This window comes from Bacteroides sp. An51A (assembly GCF_002161565.1).
Taxonomy (GTDB): Bacteria; Bacteroidota; Bacteroidia; order Bacteroidales; family Bacteroidaceae; genus Phocaeicola; species Phocaeicola intestinalis.
In genome coordinates this window covers 349,049-370,904 of record NZ_NFIC01000006.1, presented here as the reverse complement: position 1 = coordinate 370,904, position 21,856 = coordinate 349,049, and the positions used below count along the sequence as shown (strand labels likewise).

Below are 21,856 nucleotides of genomic sequence, written 5' to 3'. Positions count from 1 at the left end.
CTTCCTCATCACAGAAGCAAAAATGCCTCAAAAACTCATCCCAAATCATCGCACGATAAATTCAAAACAGCTTCTTAATTCCTCCTACAATATATCTTCATTAGCTGTTGCAGTTATATCAAACTATTCATGAAGTTATCTCTGCCTTGCATATCATTAGCATAAGTGCGGAAGTCCATCCCGGCAATCCGCCCTTACATTTCATTTATTCCGTTTTCGGTTTCCGGTCGAAAAATGGGTTTTTCGATGATGCACTGACAGGAATGGCATAAACCTGCCTGCATCCATCTAACCAGTCAAGCTGCTGTGCAGCCAGTCCTGCCGAAAACATCACACGCGTATCTACCCGATGGTCGGCAGCAACAGAACAAGCCGAGCCAATCGCTATCCCAACATCTATACTGTTGATGGCACAAGGAACACCTTCCTTACGCGAAGCACAAGTTTCGTATCCGCAATGTCCGCAGTCAAGTCCTTGCGGCTGTTCGCGCGTACCGATGAGAATGATGCATTCGGCATCCAGAATATTATCTGCATCACGCAGGAAAAACTTAAGCCCGTTTTCCTCATACATCTGCTTCATCGTATCAGAAAGGATGCGGATATTACTTTCGGTCACCATCGCAATCTCAATAATATCAACCCCCTTGCCCTTAGGCGCAGTGCGTGCCGCCACCATCATCTGTTGGGCTATCTGTAACACTTCATCGTGGCGACTGTCTCTCTCGTTCAGAATCATATTACTCGTGAAATAATGTTACTGACACTATATTGACCAGACTTTAGAGCCAGTTAGTATCTTCTAACACGAATCTAAAGCCTAGCCATTCCTTATTTATTTCAAGATATCCAATTGCTTGAAACATTTTATCAGTTTCTCGATTGCGAAATCGATTTGTTCTTTTGTATGGGTTGCCATCAAAGCAAAACGCACCAATGTATCTTGAGGAGCACATGCAGGCGGGATAACCGGATTGATGAACACGCCTTCATCGAAGGCCAGCTTGGTAACTTCGAAAGTCTTGTCGGTATCACGCACATACAAAGGAATGATTGGGCTCTCTGTATCACCGATTTCGAATCCGGCATCACGGAACGACTTCAAGGCATAGTTGGTAATCTTCCACAAATTTTCCTGCCGTTGAGGTTCTGTCTGCAAAATATGCAAAGCCTCTATGGCAGCAGCCGTTGCAGCAGGAGTATTGCTTGCCTGGAATATATAAGAACGCGCATTATGACGCAACCAGTTGATTGTATCCTTATCCGCAGCCACAAATCCACCGATAGAAGCAAGCGATTTGCTGAATGTACCCATAATGAGGTCGATATCTTCCGTAAGTCCAAAATGGTCGCATACGCCACGCCCGTTTCTACCAAATACTCCTAACCCGTGAGCCTCGTCTACATAAACAGTAGCATTATATTTCTTTTTCAATCTGACAATCTCAGGCAAATTGGCCAGGTCTCCTTCCATAGAGAACACACTGTCAACGACAATTAACTTAATAGCATCCGGTTCGCATTTTTGAAGTTCACGTTCCAGCGCTTCCATGTCATTGTGTTTGTATTTCAACTGAGTAGCAAAAGACAGACGGCGTCCGTCAACGATAGAAGCATGGTCGCGGTCATCACAAATGATATAATCACCGCGTCCTACCAATTGAGGTATAACACCCTCATTAACGGTAAACCCGGTAGAGAAACATAACGCTTCGTCTTTCCCGATAAATTCCGCCAATTCCTTTTCCAGTTTTATATGGATGTCAAGCGTACCATTCAACAAGCGTGAACCTGCACATCCTGTACCGTACTTACGGGTAGCGGCAATGGCAGCATTGATAATACGTTCGTCGTGAGTCAATCCCATATACGAATTTGAACCGAACATTAGTACCTTTTTCCCGTCCATCATCACTTCCGTGTCTTGAGCACTGTCTATTTCACGGAAATAGGGGTAAACGCCTCGTTCCATATACATTTGAGGCGTTCTGAATTTACTCAATTTGTCTTGTAATAGTCCCATATTCTACTGTTTGGTAAATCTTTCTGATTTACATTATTTAATAATAGCCCTGCCATTCCATATCGGCAGATGTTACATAAAAAGAACGTGCAAAGATAATAATTTTAGCAAACTTAATAAGATGATAGTACAAAAAAAATGTTTCTTTCGACATTTATGCTATAAAAAGTGATGTTCATAAACAAAATAGTCTTATTTTTGTTCTTTAATTGAAGAAATGGATTTCCATTTGCGGACATTCATTATAAGAAACCAGCAGAACTATCATGAGCTCAAAACAAAGCATACAGTTTATAGTCAACCCAATATCAGGCACGCACGGAAAAGAATTTATCCTACATCTGATAGACAAACATATCGACCGAAACCGATATGATTATATAATACGTAAAACCGAATACGCCGGACATGCCAGCGAACTGGCACGACGGGCTGCAGAAGAAAAGACGGATATTGTTGTGGCTATTGGAGGCGACGGAACCATCAATGAAATAGGAAGATCATTGATCCATACTGATACTGCTATGGGAATCATCCCATGCGGCTCGGGCAATGGACTGGCACGGCATTTACATATTCCAATGACACCACATGGAGCCATTGAAACGTTAAATCAAGGTTTTATAAAAGACATCGATTATGGGATTATTGACCACCACCCTTTTTTCTGTACCTGTGGGGTCGGGTTCGATGCATTTGTCAGCTTAAAGTTTGCCGACTCGGGTAAAAGAGGATTACTTACATATCTGGAAAACACTTTGCATGAAAGCCTGACCTACCGGCCTGAGACGTATGAGATAGAAAACAGTTCGGGAACTGTAAAGTACAAGGCATTTCTAATAGCCTGTGCCAATGCTTCACAATATGGCAACAATGCCTATATTGCCCCACAGGCTTCATTAACCGACGGTATGATGGACATAACCATTCTGGAACCTTTTACCGTACTGGATGTACCGGCATTATCTTTTCAACTCTTTAATAAAACAATCGACCAAAACAGTCGCATCAAAACACTGAAAGAAAAAAAAATTACCATCCATCGCCGCAATGAAGGAGTTTTTCATTTCGACGGGGACCCAATGATGGGAGGCAAAGACCTGACAGTCGAGATAATACACCGTGGACTGAAAGTGATAGCACCTGAAAAAGGGCGGACATATACCGAACCGTTCAGTGTGTTACAACATTTTACCGACTTTATCGGCACCCGGCCACTCACCTCTACTATTGCAGAAAAGCATCGAAAGCTGTTACAATTAAACCAAAACTTGTTGCGAAGATTATCGAAGAAGTGAAATCTGCAAAGACCAGCCCATATTCCACCACAGAAGCCCATGCCCAATACATTGCGGGTATCTCCTGTGGTGGTCTTAATGCACAAAATGTTTCAAGGCGAGAACAGCTTTGATTATCCCCGGTCAAAAAGCCAAATAAAAATCTTTGACCAACTGAATAAAATCCGGGCTGTAGATGCGAGGCTCGGATTCTATAACCAATGTATCTTCTTTACAGGGAAGAATATTTCTGCTTAAAGTAAGCAAAACACGTTTAGGAGATATACCTGGTCTGGTCTGTACATCCGTCCGGCACATTGGATACAAATACCGTCCGGCAGCTAAATCAATAAAATGCCCTGACACTTCGAAAGGTAAGATAACTGAAAAGCAACCATCATCCGTCAAAAGACGTATCACTGCATCTAACAAATCCTCAAACGTAAGAGCGCCTGTATGTCGCGCAGCATTCCGCTGGCTATCAGAGCAATAAACCTGCTCACGAAAATAAGGAGGGTTTGATAGGATTGTATCATATTTTCCTCCTTCAAATGCTGTAATATCTGCCTGTCTGATACTTACCCGTCCTTTCCAAGGTGACAATGCTACATTTTCGCATGCTTGCTTCGCAGCCTCGGCATCAATTTCTACACCTGTTACTTTAGCACGACAACGCTGAGCTATCATCAACGCTATCAGACCGCTTCCTGTACCTATATCAAGCACATTCTGAGAATGGCTGACATCAGTCCATGCTCCTAGTAATACACCGTCCGTACCTACCTTCATGGCACACCTGTCGTGCCAAATTTCGAACTGCTTGAATCGAAAGAAAGGATTTCCCATAAGCTAACTTTTCTAATTTTCGTCAAAAATAGATAAATCGCCTCTCATTTCAGCATGAAACACTGATTTATTTCACGTATTTGCAACTTTTCTGTTTTCGTATTCAAAGCAGATTGCTTAACTTTGTACCCGTTTTGGGATATTTATTAAACAAGAATAGACAAACCCACAATTATGGTAAGAAGGAAAAAAATAGAAATGGATATGAATGCAGTCTCAGACGAAGTGTCAATGGTAGCCGAGATAAGTGCAGAGCCAGAACAACCTTCAGTCGATGAAGTAAACAAAGAAATGCCTATTATGACATTACGTAACATGCTTATGTTTACGGGAATTGTCATGCCCGTTACGGTAGGCAGACAGGCTACACTCAAACTTGTGCGTTCTGCTTCGAAAAACAAACAGCATATCATTATAGCCACTCAAAAATCAGCCGAGGTAGAAGAGCCCGGAATAAACGATTTATATCCAATAGGAGTCATTGGACGTGTACTCCGAATCTTTGAATTGCCGGGAGGTGCTACCACCGTCATTTTACAGGCAAGCAATGTAAAAGTACGGTTAGATGAAATTACATCAACAGAACCTTACCTAAAAGGTAAAGTTGTAGTGGAACCGGAAAACCTGAATACGGAGAACAATGATGAATTCAAAGCACTGATGGATACATGCCTCGAACTTGCGAACCAATATGTGGACGCTAGTGACCGGTTGAGTCCAGATGTAACTTTTGCTTTGAAAAATCTACCGAAAGACCATATACTTGTAAACTACATCTGTACCAATTTCCCATTTGGATTGGAAGAAAAGTTTGACCTGATATGCAAGCCGACATTAACCGAACGGCTGTATAACTTGATACAGGTATTAAACCGGGAAACCAAGCTGGCAGAATTAAAGCATGATATCCAAATGCGTACACGCGAAGACTTAGACCGTCAACAACGCGAATATTTCCTGCAACAGCAAATCAAAAACATACAAGACGAATTAGGAAACAGCCAGGAAGATGAAATAGATGGCTTACGTGCAAAAGGGAAAACAAAGAAATGGAGCAAAGAGGTGGCTGCGACATTTGAACGAGAAGTGCAGAAACTGGAACGCATCAATCCACAGTCACCTGATTACAATGTACAGCTCACCTACCTCCAGACATTGCTTTCACTGCCGTGGAACGTATACACTACCGACAATCTGAGCATTCTCAATGCCGAAAAAGTATTGAACAAAGACCATTACGGACTGGAAAAAGTAAAAGAGCGTATTTTGGAACATCTGGCTGTACTGAAGCTGAAGGGCGATCTGAAATCACCCATCCTCTGCCTGTATGGTCCTCCGGGAGTAGGAAAGACTTCGCTGGGACGCTCCATCGCATCGGCACTGAAACGAAAATATATCCGAATGTCGTTAGGTGGCGTACACGATGAAGCTGAAATCCGGGGACACCGCAAGACCTATATCGGTGCCATGCCGGGACGCATCATCAAAAGTCTGATGAAAGCTGAATCGTCGAATCCGGTCATCATCCTCGATGAAATAGATAAAATGGGAAACGACCGTCAAGGAGATCCTGCATCAGCAATGTTGGAAGTGCTTGACCCTGAACAAAACAATACATTCCACGACAATTACGTAGATATGGATTACGACCTTTCGAAAGTGATGTTCATTGCCACGGCAAACAACCTGAGCACTATTCCGACTCCTTTGCTTGACCGTATGGAACTGATTGAAGTAAGTGGATACATCACCGAAGAAAAAATAGAGATAGCCCGCCGTCATCTGATTCCAAAGGAATTGTTGGCCAATGGTCTGACCAAAGAACACGTAAAGTTCACCAAACCCGCCATTGAGTGTATTATCGAAAACTACACCCGTGAAAGCGGTGTGCGTGAGTTGGAAAAGAAAATCAGCAAAATCATGCGCAAAATCGCATTGGAAATTGCCAGCGACAAATTTACCAGCCAGCACGAACTGAAACCGGAAGACATCAAAAAATACTTAGGCACACCTGAATATTCGCGCGACAAATACCAAGGAAATGAATATGCCGGCGTGGTGACCGGACTGGCATGGACTGCCGTGGGAGGAGAAATCCTCTTTGTGGAAACCAGCCTGAGCAAAGGCAAGGGTGAACGACTGACCCTGACGGGAAATCTGGGTGATGTAATGAAAGAATCGGCCATGCTGGCACTGGAATACCTGAAAGCCCATTCATTCTTGCTTGACTTGCCAGATGGTATTTTTGAAAACTGGAACATTCACGTCCATGTGCCCGAAGGAGCCATACCCAAAGACGGACCGTCGGCGGGTATTACGATGGTAACCTCACTCGCATCAGCACTGACCCAACGGAAAGTAAAAGCCAACCTAGCCATGACAGGAGAAATTACTTTACGTGGAAAAGTACTTCCGGTAGGAGGTATCCGTGAAAAAATTCTGGCAGCAAAACGTGCTGGAATCACCAACCTCATCCTATGTGAAGAAAACCGGAAAGACATTGAGGAAATACAACCGCTCTATTTGAAAGGACTGACATTCCATTATGTGAAAGATATAAAAGAAGTACTTCAACTGGCACTGACAGACGAAAAAGTAACAGACGCTATCGACTTCGCTGCCATCATGAAAAAAGACAAAGAAAAAGAAAAGGAAGCCGAAACGCATACGACAAAATGAAATTTGAATTACAATATACAGACCCAAAATCGAATGCACGCGCCGGCCTGATAAAAACCGACCACGGGCAGATAGAAACACCTATATTCATGCCCGTGGGCACCATAGGCAGTGTGAAAGCCGTTCATTTGCGTGAACTGAAAGAAGATATCAAGGCTCAAATCATCTTAGGGAATACGTATCACCTGTACCTGCGTCCCGGACTGGAAGTTCTGGAAGCAGCCGGAGGCCTGCACAAATTCAACGGATTCGACCGTCCGATGCTGACCGACAGCGGAGGATTTCAGGTATTCTCCCTTTCGGGCATACGCAAGATGCGGGAAGATGGTGTAGAATTCCGTTCGCACATTGACGGGTCAAAACATCTTTTCACCCCTGAACGGGTAATGGATATCGAGCGTACCATCGGTGCCGACATCATGATGGCATTCGACGAATGTACACCCGGCACTGCCGATTACGAATACGCCCGTAAGTCAATGGAACTGACGCACAGATGGCTGGACCGCTGCATCACTCGTTTCAATGAAACTGAGCCCAAATATGGCTATAACCAATCACTGTTTCCCATTGTACAAGGATGTGTATATACCGATTTGCGCAAACGTTCGGCGGAATATATCGCCTCGAAAAATGCAGACGGAAACGCCATTGGAGGACTCGCCGTGGGAGAACCAACAGAAAAAATGTATGAAATGATTGAAGTGGTCAATGAAATTCTCCCAACCGACAAGCCTCGTTACCTGATGGGCGTAGGCACACCGGTCAACATTCTGGAAGGCATCGAACGAGGAGTAGACATGTTCGATTGTGTAATGCCTACCCGAAACGGAAGAAACGGTATGCTTTTTACCAAAGACGGAATCATGAACATGCGCAACAAAAAATGGGAAAAAGATTTTTCTCCTATTGAAGCAGACGGTGCCTCCTATGTGGACACTATGTACAGCCGTGCCTACCTGCGCCACCTGTTCCATGCACAAGAACTGCTGGCGATGCAAATTGCATCCATCCACAACCTTGCTTTCTACTTGTGGCTGGTCAGTGAAGCCCGAAAACACATCATCGCAGGCGACTTCTCTACCTGGAAGCCAGCAATGATAAAACGAATCTCTACCCGCTTATAAAAAATACACACCGATGAAACTGACCGAAAAACTGAAATTAAGGACACGACTGCCGCATACAATGCCGAAAAAAAACATTGTTCCGACTGGTTTGAAAAGTATCTTCCAGCAGAAATGGCTGAAACGTCTGGACCGATACATCATTGTCAAATTCTTGGGAACATACTTCTTTGCCATTGCCTTGATTATTTCCATCGCAGTAGTGTTCGACGTCAATGAAAACATCGACCGTTTCATCAACAACAAGGCTCCGCTGAAAGCCATTGTCTTTGACTATTACCTGAACTTCATTCCCTATTATACCAACCTGTTCAGCCCATTGTTTGTCTTCATTGCCGTAATATTCTTCACCTCAAAACTAGCAGAGAACTCGGAAATCATCGCGATGTTTTCTACCGGCATGAGCTTCAAGCGACTGATGGTACCTTATATGATTTCGGCTGCTATCATTTCAGCTGTCACTTTTGTTCTAGGTACAGAGGTCATCCCTACTGGAAGCGTCACACGACTGAGATTTGAAGAGCTCTACAAGAAGAAAAAATCAGCAGATTATGCACGAAATATCCAACTGGAAGTAGACACAGGAGTGGTAGCCTATATGGAAAGGTACGAAAACTACAACAAAACAGGCTACCGCTTCTCGCTCGACAAGTTCGAAGACCACAAATTAGTATCACACCTCACAGCACGCCGCGTGACATACGATACCGCATCGTACCACAAATGGATCATCCGCGACTACATGATCAGGGAAATGCGTGGAATGAAAGAAGTTATCACACGGGGAGAACGTCTTGACTCCATCATTAAAATGGAACCGCAAGATTTCCTCATCACACGCGGCCAGCAAGAAACAATGACCAGTCCACAACTGCGCGAATATATCCGGAAGCAGAAACAACGGGGATTTGCCAACATCAAAGAATTCGAAGTGGAATACCACCGACGGATAGCTATGTCGTTCGCTGCCTTCATCCTAACAGCCATCGGGCTTTCACTTTCTTCGCGGAAGGTGAAAGGCGGAATGGGACTGCATTTAGGTATCGGACTGGCATTGAGTTTCTCATACATCTTGTTCCAAACCATATCAGCTACCTTCGCCATCAATGGCAATATGCCACCGGCCATTGCTGTATGGATTCCGAACATTTTATACTTGTTTATTGCTATCTACTTGTATCACAAAGCACCGAAATAAAGAGATAAACGTTATATGAATATTCACAAATAGCCCATACAGGAGCGTATACATACGCCCTGAAGAACAAATCAGGCAAAATGTGGATATTCATAAAACTCTCTATACATGGCTGAAGACAAAAGAAATAATATATGTTATGCAATGTTTTCTAATGACGCAATCAGCATCCATAATAGGCTAAAAAAATTATTCCCGTAAAACTGTATGAACTATATGCCGTCATGTGCTGATATGATGGAATTCTCTATAAATATATCTTTTACAGCCTGAAGCAGTTTTTCTTTTTCAAATTTCTTCAATTTGCCCGGATATTTTAAGGCCTTTAAAAAATCTATAAATGAAAGGGCTAAAAATTTGAGACATTCTTCTTTCGTAGTCAACTTAAAATAACCTTCGAAATCCACCACAAAATCTACCGTGAGGCATTTATACATTCTTACTTCAGGAGTTACAGAACCCCTAAATTTCAAAGTTTTATCTTCATAGTATTTAGGACGATGTGCTTGAAAGAATTGACTGAACTTAGGTGACAAGCATATAAGTCTTATACTTATTGTTTCCACTAAATCAGAGTTAACCCCAAGTAACCCTTTTGATAGTATGCTCTCAAATGCATAGAGAGCATCAGTATAGAAGCTAAAACTTGAAAGTTCTCTAGAAGTTACTATTCCTAATACTATTTCCATGCTTTGTTATTTATAATAAAACAATATACAAATATAATCGTTTTTTCTTATTATATATAAGAGATGGTCTGCAGTCAGATATTTATTTGATAATAATTAGTATATTTGCTTGTAAAATAGTGCCACTTTAGTTAATGAATTGAAGTGGCCACAATTAAATACTATAAATCTTATGGAATTTAAAAACATTGTAAACGATTGGCAAAAACAGTACCCCATTTTGTCTCCATATACGCCTTCAACCTTATATGCAAAAGCAGATATAATTTTAATAGGGCTGAGATTAGATAAAGTGATGTCTGATACCTATCGGTTGATATTAGAAATTCTTCCTTTATGGGTACAAGAAAAAAGAAAAATCAGTATTCCTGTCTTTTTTGTAGAATTATTCGATAAAGATGGGAGACAATTTTTTATTAAATATCAATTGCATAAGTACTTATTTAAGGCAGCTGCCGAATGCGCAAATCAACAATTTGGTCTCATTTTGCGAGAGAGCATAAGGGTAAATGATATATTCCGGTTAATTGATTCTTTTTCATCCACTCTTAGACCCAAACATAATCCTATTGACTGGCATCGCTTGTTTGAACTTAAATTAGCTTTGGCTTTCTATTCAGGTGAAGCAAATTTAATTGATACAGTAAAAGCAGAAATAGAAAAAGAAACGAAATATTGGAATGAAAAGGAATTTAATCACCTGTTTATGAAATCTATAAAAGAATGGAAAAGTGATTTATATCAGAAAATGGGAAATAGAGAAACGTTTATGAAACAAGTTCAGTTAAATCTGGATAATAAAAAAATATCCAAATTGAAGCAAATTCATATTTTATAGTGCCTTGAGAAACTGCTTTGAATCTCTACAAAAAGTTTTTGGGGCTTGATGCATTCGTTTCGTGTGTGCTTTGGGCGATAAATTCAAAACAGTTTCTGAGCATTCCAAACACCGCTTCTTCAATAACTTTATTGCCAACCCGCTTTCTGCCATAGCTGCATACTGCTTCTTTGAAAAGAAGCCCACCATTGACTTGTGTTTTGCCAATGACGGGCTACCGACTATGTTTTGAATTTATATCGAACTTACATTATGTCTATACTTTTCATAATACAATCACCGCCTACAGCTATAAGCCAAGATACAAGCCGCATCGTCTCAGTCTATTTTCTGTTTCAAGCGTTCCACGTAGGCATCTATCCGGCGTAGTTCGGCGGGGATGTTGATGCGTTGCGGACAGTGGGGGCTGCATTGGTTGCAACCGATGCAATGGCTTGCCTGCCGCAACTTCGGGACACTGCGGTCGTAACCAACAAGGAAGGCGCGACGGGCACTCCGGTAGTTCGCATCCTGTGTGCTTTCCGGGGTGTTTCCCTCATTCAAGCACTTGTTGTAATGGAGCAGGATGGCAGGTATGTCAAGCCCATACGGGCAAGGCATACAATATTTGCAGTCGTTGCAGGGAATGGTGTCGAAGCCCATCATCAGCGTGGCGGTTTCTTGCAGGAACGCGAAATCGTCTTCCGTCAGCGGCTTCAAGGGAGAGTACGTGCGCAGGTTGTCCTGCAAGTGCTCCATGCGTGTCATGCCGCTCAGCACGGTGTGGACGCCGGGCAGGCTTCCGGCGAAACGGAACGCCCACGAAGCCACGCTCCTCTCAGGCTCGCGCTGCTTGAGGCGGGCAAAGATGGTGCTGGGCACATTGGAAAGACGGCCACCCAACAGCGGTTCCATAACGACGGCAGGAATGTTCCGCTTCGCCAATTCGTTGTACAGATACTCGGCATCGGTGTTCCTCGGATTGATTTGCTTGGCGTATTTCCAGTCCAGATAATTCAATTGAATTTGCACAAAGTCCCATTTGTATTCATCGTGCCGCGAGAGCAGGTAGTCGAACACCCGCACATCGCCGTGATAGGAAAAACCAAGATTGCGGATGCGCCCTTCCTTACGCTCTTCCAGCAGGAAGTCGAGGATGCCGTTTTTCATGTAACGGTTCTCGAACTCTTCCATACCGTCACCCATGCCGATGCCGTGCAGCAGCAGGTAGTCCAGATAGTCTACCTGCAATTCCTTCATCGAGTTGCGGTACATGGCGATGGATGCCTCCCGGCTCCAACTGGAGGGCGCGAAGTTCGACAGCTTGGTGGCAACGAAATACGAGTCGCGCGGGTGACGGCTTAGGGCGATGCCGGTAGCGTGTTCCGACTTGCCCCGGCAATAGGCGGGCGACGTGTCGAAATAATTCACGCCGTGGGCGATGGCATAATCCACCAGTTCGTTCACCATTTCCTGGTCTATCTCCTCATTCCCTTCACGGGCGCTGCGGCCTCCCACAGAGGGCAGACGCATCATCCCGAAGCCGAGCAGTGACACGCGGTCGCCCGTCGAAGGATTCGTGCGGTACGTCATTTCGCCCGTGGGTTCGGCTACAGCGGCAGCTTTCTTTTCGCTGTTGGCGCATGCCGAAAGTCCGGTGACAGCCACGCTTGCCGCGCCCAGCTTGAAGAAGTCGCGGCGAGAGATATTTTTCTTCTGTTTCATTTTATTTCTTGTTTATTGATTCAACAATAATCTTAATCCTGCCGGATTGGGACTGATGACTGAGTCGACAACGCTTCTCCTGACGGATTGGGGCTGACGACTGAGTCGACAGTGCTTCTCCTGACGGATTGGGGCTGATGACTGAGTCGACAGCGCTTTTCCTGACGGATTGGGGCTGATGACTGAGTCGACAGCGCTTTTCCTGACGGATTAGGGCTGTCCCCGGATGTTCTTATAGCTCGCTGTGCATCGTATGTCCTTCCACATAGATGGCACTGAACGGTCGGGCAGGGCACAGGTTTTCACACGCGCCGCAACCGATACACCGCTCGGTATTGATGACCGGAATCTTAACCGAGCCCGTGTCACTGCTGTCCGAGGGAATCATCAGTATGGCTCCCGACGGGCAATGGCGGGCACAGTTGCCACAATCTACGCCATCGGTCAGCGGAATACAGTTCTGTTTTATCCATACGGCGTGACCGATGCGCGTGGACGATTTTTCGGCAACGGTTATCGGACGGATGGCTCCTGCGGGACAGACTTCGCTGCATCGGGTACATTCCGGACGGCAATAGCCACGCTCGTAGGACATCTCGGGCTGCATCAGTCTCGTCAGGTCGGTGGAGGGGCGGAGCACTCCATTGGGACATACCGACACACAAAGTTGGCAAGCTGTACAATGTCGGACAAAGTCGCGTGCGCTCAAGGCTCCGGGCGGAACAATCGGTGTGGCGCGTTTGGGTACCTTCTTGTCCTCGATGACTGCCAGTCCGCCATCTACTTTCTTCTCCTGCGCATGGATTGCCGATGTAACGGCAAGCACGGCTGTGGCAGATAGGAAACTGCGGCGGGAAGCCCCCTCAACTCCCCCCGATGGGGAGCTTGGAGTTTCCATTTTAGAAGCCTCCCCTTCGGGAGAGGTTTGGAGAGGCTTGAGAGGTCTGAGAGGCTTAAGGCTGATGGCTCCGTGCCGGCACGTATCGATGCAATCCATGCACGCCACGCAACGGCTGTAATCCACAGTGTGCTCCTTTCCGTTGATGCACGCCGCCTTGCATTTTCGCGAACACAGTCCGCAAGCGTTGCATTTGTCCGTATCTATGGTAATCCGTAATAACGAGAAGCGGGACAAGAAGCCGAGTATCGTCCCCACCGGACAAATGGTGTTGCAGTAGGTCCGTCCGTTGCGCCACGCCAATACACCTATTATAATAAAGGTGAGCACGGCAATGATAAATGTCGGCAGGCTTTTCATCCACACGTCCGTTTCGTAGAAGGCATAGCTGTCTGCCCGTTCAGCAACGTAGGCGAGCAGATTGTTCCCCCAGCGGTATACGGGCGCAAACAGGTTGCTTGCAATCCTTCCGTATGAACTGTAAGGCGCGAGCAAAGCGACAAACGAACCTATCCCCGCAATCAGGGCAAGAATGAACAATGCCAGTACGCTGTAGCGCAACCACGATTTGGCAGGAGAGTATGAAAAGCGATATTTCTTCTTTTTCCGTCGTCCGCTTATCCATGAAATGACATCTTGAAATACCCCTAACGGGCAGATAACCGAGCAGTACACTCGTCCAAGGACTAGTGTCAAGGCGATGAGCAGCACAATGACGCCCACGTTCAGGGCGAGCACTGCAGGAAGGAATTGTATTTTTGCCATCCAGCCGAACCAGGCGTGCATGGTTCCCATGAAGTCGAGAAACAGCAGCGTGATGAGCGTAAAGAACAGAATGGCAAGTGTCAGTCTTATTTTTCTCAGCATATCGTCTTTGTTTTTATAGTTTCTGATGGTTTGCTTCCTTGATGCTCCACAGCGACACATGTTCGTTGCGGTAGCGGGCGTTGGGATTCACTTCCTTCATCTGCTTGAAGAGGATGGCTTTCTGCGGGCAGTTATGGATGCAGGCAAAGCAGAACTCACAATCGCCTTCCGTCTTTACCCCCGTGGATGTCAGTTCGTAATTGCCACGCGGACATACCTCGGTGCAGATTCCGCAGCCGATACAAGCATCTGTGACGGTAAAGGCATCCTGGCTATGCAGCAGGAAACCCGTTTCCGGATTTACGCCCGATGCCTGCAGGAATCCGGCATGCTGTTGCCGTTCCAGTTCCGTCACCGGTTCGTGCCAACGGCGCTGCGCAGCCAGGTCGGTGCGGATGCGTTCCAGGCTTTCAGGGATGTGCTTGTCTATCTTGATTTGCTCGTTCATATCGAAGTTAGGCAGCCAGTTGTCCACCATAATCATCGTGGTGATGTAGTCGAAGGGACACCCCGCCTTCCGGGAAACATCGTCCCATATCTCGACGGAGCTGCATTTGCGGTTGCCGTAGGTCAGGATGGCAAACTTGTATCCGGCTTCCAAGTGTGCCTTTTTGATGAACTCCCGCACCATATTGGGCGGCATGTGCCCGTAGACGGGATAGACAATGCCGATTTCGTCTGCCTCGAACGTATAGCGGCCTTGCTTCACCAGTTGTGGGATACTGAGCAGTTCGGTGTGTTCGTCTGCCAGTTCGCGGGCTACATAGAGGCAGTTGCCTGTCCCTGTGAAATAGAGGATGATGCGTTTCTTTGTCTTGTTTTCGCACGCAGTCAGGGCCGGCATACCCATACAGGCGGCTCCTGCAACGAGCAGCCCCATCCGTTTGAGGGCGGAGCGACGGGAGATTGTTTCCATTGTATGCTTTTGTTTTAATTGGTTTTCAGACAAGGCAAAGGTACGGAACATAACCCGCCCTGACCATACACAGATTACAGAATATAGCACACATATTACAGAACGTCCCTGTTCAGACACGAAACGGTAAACCCATTTCACCGAATCTTATACCGATTTTACTGAAAGGCCTGCCGTGATGTGCTGTCTTTCAGAAGATTTCCGTATTTTTGGACAAACAAATTAAAATGTGAACAAGTATGGGTGAAATATTGGATTTAAAGACGATACATGACTACAACAAGTTTCTCGGTCTGGAGACACTGAACCCGCTGGTGGGCTTCGTCGATTTCTCGAAAGTGGAAGTACTGAAGCATCGTTGCAAATGCTTTGGCTTCTATTCCATTTTCTTGAAAGAGAAAATTCATGGACCTATTACCTACGGACGCAGCAAATACGACTATCAGGAAGGTACATTGGTGTTCATTGCCCCCGGACAGGTAGGAGGCATCAACGATGGCGACGAGACACTGCATCCGCAAGGTTATGCCCTACTGTTTCATCCCGACCTTATCCGAGGAACATCATTAGCTCATAAGATGAAAGATTACACATTTTTTTCTTACGAGGCAAACGAAGCCCTGCATATGTCCGAGCGTGAGCGGCAGACTGTTTTCAACTGTTTTAATGAGATACAGGAAGAATTACGGCACGTCATCGACAAGCACAGCAGGAGCATCATTGTTTCCAACATCGAAGTCCTGCTCAATCATTGCCTTCGGTTCTATGACCGTCAGTTTGCTACCCGCGAAGCCATCAATTCGGATGTCCTCACCCGCTTCGAATCCTTGCTGGGCAGTTACTTCGACTCTACTAAACCGGAAGAACTTGGGCTGCCGTCCGTTGCCTGGTGTGCCGACCAGCTTCACCTCTCCGCCAATTACTTTGGTGACCTTGTGAAGAAGCAGACGGGCAAATCTGCCATCGAGTATATCCATTTCGCCGTTATCAGCAGGGTGAAAGACCGTCTGCTGGAAACGAACAAGACCGTCAGCGAAATTGCCTACGAGGTGGGGTTCCAATATCCGCATCACCTGAGCCGGCTGTTCAAAAAGGTGGCTGGATGTACACCGAATGAGTATCGGATGCAAGGAAAGATAGGATGAATCGGCTGTAACTCCAGCCTGTTTCATACAACCTGACTAAATTCGAATACCCATCCAGAGGGTTCCAGTAATCCTCTTTTCAACATACATCAACTGCGTGACAAAATGCATTGCAGTCCTTGCCCAGTCCCAGTACCAGTAGGACTGCAGTCCTACTGGTACTGGGACTGGCAAAGCAGTTAACTGTCTTTACCGACATCTCCATATATTTAACCAGAGTCAATGCCGTTCAAAGAAAAGGAGTTGAAGCGGACTATTTATCCCGAAGTACCTCCACGGGAGAATATGCACTGATCGGACGGAGCAGGTCACTCCTGCCCCATCTCAATGCATCGATAGAATGGGCGATGGAAAAACAAGGACGCCATTCTGACAGACTGGCAAAAAGCGATGGAAAAGAAATGAATCCGTGTCAAAGCCCTAGCACAGCCTTCTCTATCCAATAAACCAGAATACCTGCCACGTAGCCAATGAAAGCAATCCATGTGATACGCTTCATGTACCAACCGAAAGTGATTTTCTCCAGTCCCATCACCACTACTCCTGCAGCCGAACCAATGATGAGCATCGAGCCACCCACGCCCGCACAGTATGCCAGAAGCTGCCAGAAAATACCATCCTGCGCCATATCGCCAGCATCGGCCATCGGATACATTCCCATACAGCCTGCCACAAGGGGTACATTATCAACGATGCTGGAAAGTACACCGATGATGCCGGTGATGAGATAATGGTTGCCATCAAAAATTTCATTCAATCCCTGTCCCACAATGGACAGCACACCGATTTCCTGCAGACATGCCACCGCCATCAAAATACCCAGGAAAAAGAGAATGGTGCTCATGTCGATGCGCGAGATAATATTCGACACGCGCTTCTGCGTACTCTCGTCATGCTCTGGATGACTGCGGTAAAACAATTCGGTCACCACCCACAACGCGCCGAGCACCAACAGAATGCCTACGAAAGGAGGTACATGGGTAATCGACTTGAAAACGGGCACAAAGACCAGTCCCCCCACACCAATCCAAAATACCGCCTTACGCTGAAACCCGGTCAGTCCACTGCCCATGGAAACCGTGCCTGCATCAGTATCTGCCGACACGTTCCCTTTAAGCGAAAATGAAAGGATGTATGCTGGAACAACTATCGAAACAAGCGAAGGAACAAACAATTCCTTAATGACCCCTGCCGCTGTAATCAGACTTTTGTTCCAAAGCATAATGGTAGTCACATCGCCAATGGGCGAAAAGGCTCCACCCGAATTGGCTGCAATGATAATGAGCGAAGCATAAATCAGACGATCCCTGCGGTCGTCAATAAGCTTGCGGAGAATCATCACCATCACGATGGCAGTAGTCATATTATCCAGAATAGCCGAAAGGAAAAAAGTCATAATGGTAATGCGCCACAACAACGCCCGTTTGCTCTTTGTCTTCAGCATGTCGCGCACAAAATTAAAGCCGCCATACTGGTCGACGGTCTCCACGATGGTCATTGCCCCCATCAGAAAGAACAAGGTAGTGGCGGTACTTCCCAAATGTCCTTCAATAACCGAGCCTGCTGCTGCAGCCACGGCATCGGGCAAGATACCTGCCGGGAAATTGCCCGGATCGAACATATAAAGTGTCCAACAAACAACCAACATCAGCAAGGCTACAGCTGCCTTGTTGACTTTGGTCAGTGTTTCCAAAGCGATACATAAGTATCCAATTACAAATACAATTATGATTGCAACAGTTAAGGTTGACATTGAATGTTATTTTTAAGGTTAATAATTATTTTTCAGCAAGAGTCTGACAGGCAAATACCGCTGCCGCTATAATTCCCACAAGCACAAATGTACAAATTATTCTTCAAATTACCTAACAGCCAGTGACATTCTAGAGTATAAGGCTTTTACTCTCCAACAGACAGTCGGCACAGCTGTCTGACTCCGGAAAACGTCTTTGCAAACTGTACGAAGCCTGAAGGCGTGCCGACCGTCTACTACAAATGCCACTGCCACATCACCGTGCCTCCAGCGACATGCTGTCAATCTTCACCACCTGATAAACACTGGGATAGGAAGCGGCAAAGCCTTCATCCGACTTTCCCGCATCAATCACTTCCAGTTCGGCATACACCGGTTTCCCATTCTTAATTCCTCCTGTCAGTTTATCATACGCTTCCAGCAATTCGCCGGTCTTATCAATCACCCAATAGGAAACCGTGTCGCCGTCCGGTGTAAACGCCCGTCTCTCATGGGCGAACACCAAAACGCCCGTAGTACGGAAACTGGTTTTCTTCGCCGGCGTAAGTTCTGCCATAGGTACGCTTCTGTCCCCTTGCCCATCGTTTCGGACATACCTCAAGACAAGTGTCCCCCGTTTCAAGAACAGGCTGTCTTGTGTCAGCCCAGCTATTTCAAGCGTGTCCGAAAAAGGTATGGTAACACCGTTGCCGATACTCTTTCCCGAAAGAACAAGCTTATCACCTTCCTGTTTCCACGACTCATACTGTAAAGTGGCCATATTAACGGAAGAAGCCTTACCACCCTCTTCCAATTTGAAGCCCTGTACGCTGTTTTCCATCCCAGGGACAGGTTCCACCCACGTTCCTTCCATCTGGGGCAAATCGCCGCATGACACCAGTAACCCTACCAAGCACACCAGGGAACTCGCTCTCCATAAACAATTGTTTCGTTTCATAGTTTCTCTAAAATTAGAATGTTCATACAAAAATAAGCGAAATATACCAGAAGCGCAACGTTCCTCCCTTAAGAATCGCTAAATCTTCCAGCAAACTTTCCCAGGAAGATACCTCAGAAAAATCTTTTCAAAACGTTGTGTTTTTTCCCTGTTTACATGACATAAATGCGCATGTTTTCTGGAGTAATCTCACAAGTTTTTTGTAAGTTTGCACCCATATTAATCTAATTTACTAAAATCATCCAAACACTGATAATATGGGAAACGAACTTCTGCGTTCCAACGAACGAATCTTGGCCATTGACGCTCTGCGCGGATTTGCCGTCATGGGAATCATCCTGCTGCACAACATCGAGCATTTCAATTATTATTCATTTCCGGAAGCAACCTCCCCTCTGCTTGCCAGCCTCGACAAGCATTTATGGGACATGCTGTTCTTTCTTTTTTCCGGAAAAGCCTATGCTATTTTTGCCCTGCTGTTCGGCTTCACTTTCTACTTGCAGAGCCACAACTGTGAAAAGCGTGGGCAAGACTTCCGAAACCGCTATATGTGGAGACTACTGCTACTGCTTGGCTTCGGATTTATCAACGCATCTTTCTTTCCCGGTGAAATACTGGTGCTTTATGCCTTGCTTGGATTTGTATTGGTTCCAGTACGCCACCTCTCCGACAAGACTGTGGCATGGATAGCATGTATCCTGATGTTACAACCTCTGGAGTGGTGCAAAGTTATCTATGCATGCTTCTTCCCTGATGCCAACCCCCAACAGATGATTTACTCGCTGACCGAAGTTTATCCGCAAATGAAAGAGTCATCACTTTGGGAACTGATAAAGACAAATTTAGTAACTGGACAACTTGCCAGCCTGAACTGGGCATGGTGCTACGGACGCGTGTTTCAGACAGCATCGCTTTTCATGACAGGTATGCTGCTGGGAAGGAAAGGACTGTTCAGGCTTACTGACGAAACACACGGAAAGGTGATGCATTTTTGGCTACGGGTCGGCATTGCGGCATTACCTAGTGCGGTAGTACTTTACTACCTAAAAGACTTCATCTATTCCCAAATAGCGAACCCCTTCATGAAAGCATCAATGGAAACCATCTGGAATTCGTGGTATAACTTGGCATGCATGTTGGTAATGGTCAGTGCATTCCTACTCCTGTACTGGACAAACAAAGGGAAAGTACAACAACTGCTTGTACCCTACGGCAAAATGAGTTTGACCGACTATATCTCACAATCTCTCATCGGAAGTTTTCTTTATTACGGCTACGGACTGGGGCTACACCGTTATTGTGGAACCACATACAGTCTGCTCATCGGTATTGTGTTTTTCTTACTCCAGCTACTCTTTGCACACTGGTGGTTCCGACACTTCAAACGAGGACCTCTAGAGACCATTTGGCATAAACTGACATGGATACATGCCAAACGCAAATAATCCACTTATACCCCGAACGTAAAAGAGAGAAATATACACTAACGAAAGGTGCGCCAAAACAAAAGTCAACATTCATTTTATCACCTAAGATGCTCATTTCCCATGGGAATGGGCATTTTGGGTGACATTTTTTAATAGAATCAGCACACGATAAATTTAAACAGCTTCTAACAAAGTAAAAGAATCGGAATATAATAAACAATGAAAGTCTAGAATAATGAAAGTAGGAAGAAAACGACTTCGTTTTCTTCCTACCCGATTGCCTATATGTTGTTGTGTAATTATTGAGCTAACTCTTTTTCCAAAGCATCGTATTCAGCCTTGTTCAGTTTCCAATAGATATTTAACAAAAATTGTCCCCAAAGTTGTTTGTTGTCCGGTTTCAGTTCTTTTGCCTTTTCGTAATTAGGAACAGCCTTTTCATACAATTCCTTAATTTTTGCCTCGTTTGCGGCATATTTGGGATCATCCATTGATATTTTACTATTTTCTTCTACCAACTCTTGAGCCGGGAAAAAATAACAATTACCAATCTGTGAATATGCTTCCCCTACAAAACCATCATTTTTAGCAATAAGTGAATTAAAGGTTGCGATAGCATTATCATAATCCTTCTTTTCATATTGCAGGACACCTTTTACATACAAAAAGTACGGAGTTTCATTTTTTGCCAGAATAGCATCAATTTCACTCAGCGCTGTATCAACTTGCCCTTTTTGGATATAATAGTCCATTAAGTTACCGATAAAATATTCCTGAGTCGGGAATTTTTCAGATCCTTCTTTAATAACTTCCAGCCATTTTACCGAATCTGTCTGTTCACCTTTTCCATAAGCTTCGGCTAAACACATCAACGCGCGATAGCCTTCTTCCTTATGCGTCTTACCGATAGTAGCATATTTGATAACAGCAGCTTTGTCATCCAATGAATTGGCCGCCAATGCTGCGTAGCAGGCGATTAACGGGTTCAACGTGTCGTTCTTCACTGCTTCTTCTTCAGCAAACATCGGATTTTGCGAAGCGTCTACATACAGACCAAAATACTTCAGTGCATCTGCGTAGTTTCCGCTATTGTAAGCCTCAGAACCACCATTTGTCAGATTCGGGCGTACGGCTGCCAATGTTTTGGCAAGTTTTTTTCTCAGTTTCGGTTTTTTCAATTCACCACTTTGCACTTTAGCCTGTTCTACCTCATCGCACTTGGTGTAATATTCAAACATTTTCGCCAGACTGTTATACAATTTGGCAGTGTCTGCCTGTCCGCCGGGAAGATACAGCTTCATGTTCTCATCATCATAGATGGCTTTTTGGAAATCACCAGCCAGTTTCCACGTTTCAGGATCATTGGCAGTAGAAGGATCAACCAAAGCAGGTTCAATAATTTGAGCCGCCTTAACAGGATCGCTTTTTGCTGATTTTGCTTCTTTCACAACACTTTCTTGTGCCGACACAGCACATACGGTGAAGAAGAGAGCGGTAGTCAATAAAACTTTTTTCATAATTTTAAAAATTTA

17 protein-coding genes and 1 pseudogene are annotated in these 21,856 nt (G+C 45.2%); 8 read left to right on the top strand and 10 right to left on the bottom strand.

What is annotated here, in order from left to right; genetic code table 11:
- Window positions 1-205 precede the first annotated feature (205 nt).
- Window positions 206-739 carry a DUF2148 domain-containing protein gene (locus B5G04_RS13910; RefSeq protein WP_022039993.1) on the bottom strand — a complete coding sequence of 178 codons (534 nt, stop codon included), beginning with the start codon at window positions 737-739 and terminating at the stop codon, window positions 206-208.
- Window positions 740-835: 96 nt separating this feature from the next.
- Window positions 836-2,023, bottom strand: a complete 1,188-nt coding sequence (locus B5G04_RS13905) for an aminotransferase class I/II-fold pyridoxal phosphate-dependent enzyme (protein ID WP_087208878.1) — start codon at window positions 2,021-2,023, stop codon at window positions 836-838.
- Window positions 2,024-2,289: 266 nt separating this feature from the next.
- Here B5G04_RS13905 and B5G04_RS13900 point away from each other — a divergent pair, with 266 nt between their 5' ends.
- On the top strand, window positions 2,290-3,321 hold the full coding sequence (locus B5G04_RS13900) for a diacylglycerol kinase family protein (protein ID WP_022039991.1): 1,032 nt from the start codon (window positions 2,290-2,292) through the stop codon (window positions 3,319-3,321).
- Between the two features lie 123 nt (window positions 3,322-3,444).
- Here the strand turns inward: B5G04_RS13900 and B5G04_RS13895 are convergent, their stop codons facing one another.
- Entirely contained in the window at window positions 3,445-4,146 is a 702-nt protein-coding gene (locus tag B5G04_RS13895; RefSeq protein WP_087397735.1) for a methyltransferase, read from the bottom strand.
- Window positions 4,147-4,320: 174 nt separating this feature from the next.
- Between B5G04_RS13895 and lon the strand changes: the two genes are divergently transcribed.
- The 3 genes from lon to B5G04_RS13880 all read left to right on the top strand — a co-directional run bounded on the left by lon (window position 4,321) and on the right by B5G04_RS13880 (window position 9,150).
- Window positions 4,321-6,825 (top strand): endopeptidase La, encoded by a 2,505-nt coding sequence (gene lon, locus B5G04_RS13890; protein WP_087208872.1) that lies wholly within the window; start codon window positions 4,321-4,323, stop codon window positions 6,823-6,825.
- Window positions 6,822-7,952, top strand: a complete 1,131-nt coding sequence (tgt, locus tag B5G04_RS13885; protein ID WP_087208868.1) for a tRNA guanosine(34) transglycosylase Tgt — start codon at window positions 6,822-6,824, stop codon at window positions 7,950-7,952. Before lon ends, tgt begins: the two co-directional genes overlap by 4 nt.
- Before the next feature lie 61 nt (window positions 7,953-8,013).
- Window positions 8,014-9,150: an LptF/LptG family permease gene (locus B5G04_RS13880; protein WP_087208882.1), complete on the top strand. Its 1,137-nt coding sequence runs from the start codon at window positions 8,014-8,016 to the stop codon at window positions 9,148-9,150.
- A 212-nt stretch (window positions 9,151-9,362) separates the two neighbouring features.
- Here the strand turns inward: B5G04_RS13880 and B5G04_RS13875 are convergent, their stop codons facing one another.
- Entirely contained in the window at window positions 9,363-9,839 is a 477-nt protein-coding gene (locus B5G04_RS13875; protein ID WP_087397733.1) for a hypothetical protein, read from the bottom strand.
- Window positions 9,840-10,011: 172 nt separating this feature from the next.
- Between B5G04_RS13875 and B5G04_RS13870 the strand changes: the two genes are divergently transcribed.
- Window positions 10,012-10,677: a hypothetical protein gene (locus B5G04_RS13870; RefSeq protein WP_087397731.1), complete on the top strand. Its 666-nt coding sequence runs from the start codon at window positions 10,012-10,014 to the stop codon at window positions 10,675-10,677.
- A gap of 70 nt (window positions 10,678-10,747) precedes the next feature.
- Window positions 10,748-10,909, top strand: a pseudogene (locus tag B5G04_RS20560) (IS982 family transposase); the annotation flags it as partial.
- An 86-nt stretch (window positions 10,910-10,995) separates the two neighbouring features.
- Here B5G04_RS20560 and B5G04_RS13860 read toward each other — a convergent pair.
- The 3 genes from B5G04_RS13860 to B5G04_RS13850 all read right to left on the bottom strand — a co-directional run bounded on the left by B5G04_RS13860 (window position 10,996) and on the right by B5G04_RS13850 (window position 15,062).
- Window positions 10,996-12,381 carry an aldo/keto reductase gene (locus B5G04_RS13860; protein ID WP_087397728.1) on the bottom strand — a complete coding sequence of 462 codons (1,386 nt, stop codon included), beginning with the start codon at window positions 12,379-12,381 and terminating at the stop codon, window positions 10,996-10,998.
- Between the two features lie 232 nt (window positions 12,382-12,613).
- Window positions 12,614-14,146 (bottom strand): 4Fe-4S binding protein, encoded by a 1,533-nt coding sequence (locus B5G04_RS13855; RefSeq protein WP_087397726.1) that lies wholly within the window; start codon window positions 14,144-14,146, stop codon window positions 12,614-12,616.
- A gap of 13 nt (window positions 14,147-14,159) precedes the next feature.
- On the bottom strand, window positions 14,160-15,062 hold the full coding sequence (locus B5G04_RS13850) for an EFR1 family ferrodoxin (protein WP_239414109.1): 903 nt from the start codon (window positions 15,060-15,062) through the stop codon (window positions 14,160-14,162).
- 239 nt (window positions 15,063-15,301) lie between these two features.
- Between B5G04_RS13850 and B5G04_RS13845 the strand changes: the two genes are divergently transcribed.
- Window positions 15,302-16,207: an AraC family transcriptional regulator gene (locus B5G04_RS13845; protein ID WP_087397722.1), complete on the top strand. Its 906-nt coding sequence runs from the start codon at window positions 15,302-15,304 to the stop codon at window positions 16,205-16,207.
- A 412-nt stretch (window positions 16,208-16,619) separates the two neighbouring features.
- On the opposite strand, the gene nhaD is transcribed toward B5G04_RS13845, so the two are convergent.
- Entirely contained in the window at window positions 16,620-17,960 is a 1,341-nt protein-coding gene (nhaD, locus tag B5G04_RS13840) for a sodium:proton antiporter NhaD (protein WP_087397720.1), read from the bottom strand.
- Window positions 17,961-18,216: 256 nt separating this feature from the next.
- Window positions 18,217-18,897, bottom strand: a complete 681-nt coding sequence (locus tag B5G04_RS13835) for a lipocalin family protein (protein ID WP_087397718.1) — start codon at window positions 18,895-18,897, stop codon at window positions 18,217-18,219.
- Between the two features lie 257 nt (window positions 18,898-19,154).
- Between B5G04_RS13835 and B5G04_RS13830 the strand changes: the two genes are divergently transcribed.
- Entirely contained in the window at window positions 19,155-20,342 is a 1,188-nt protein-coding gene (locus tag B5G04_RS13830; RefSeq protein WP_087397716.1) for a DUF418 domain-containing protein, read from the top strand.
- 281 nt (window positions 20,343-20,623) lie between these two features.
- Here the strand turns inward: B5G04_RS13830 and B5G04_RS13825 are convergent, their stop codons facing one another.
- Window positions 20,624-21,841: a tetratricopeptide repeat protein gene (locus B5G04_RS13825; protein WP_022039975.1), complete on the bottom strand. Its 1,218-nt coding sequence runs from the start codon at window positions 21,839-21,841 to the stop codon at window positions 20,624-20,626.
- Between the last annotated feature and the right edge of the window lie 15 nt (window positions 21,842-21,856).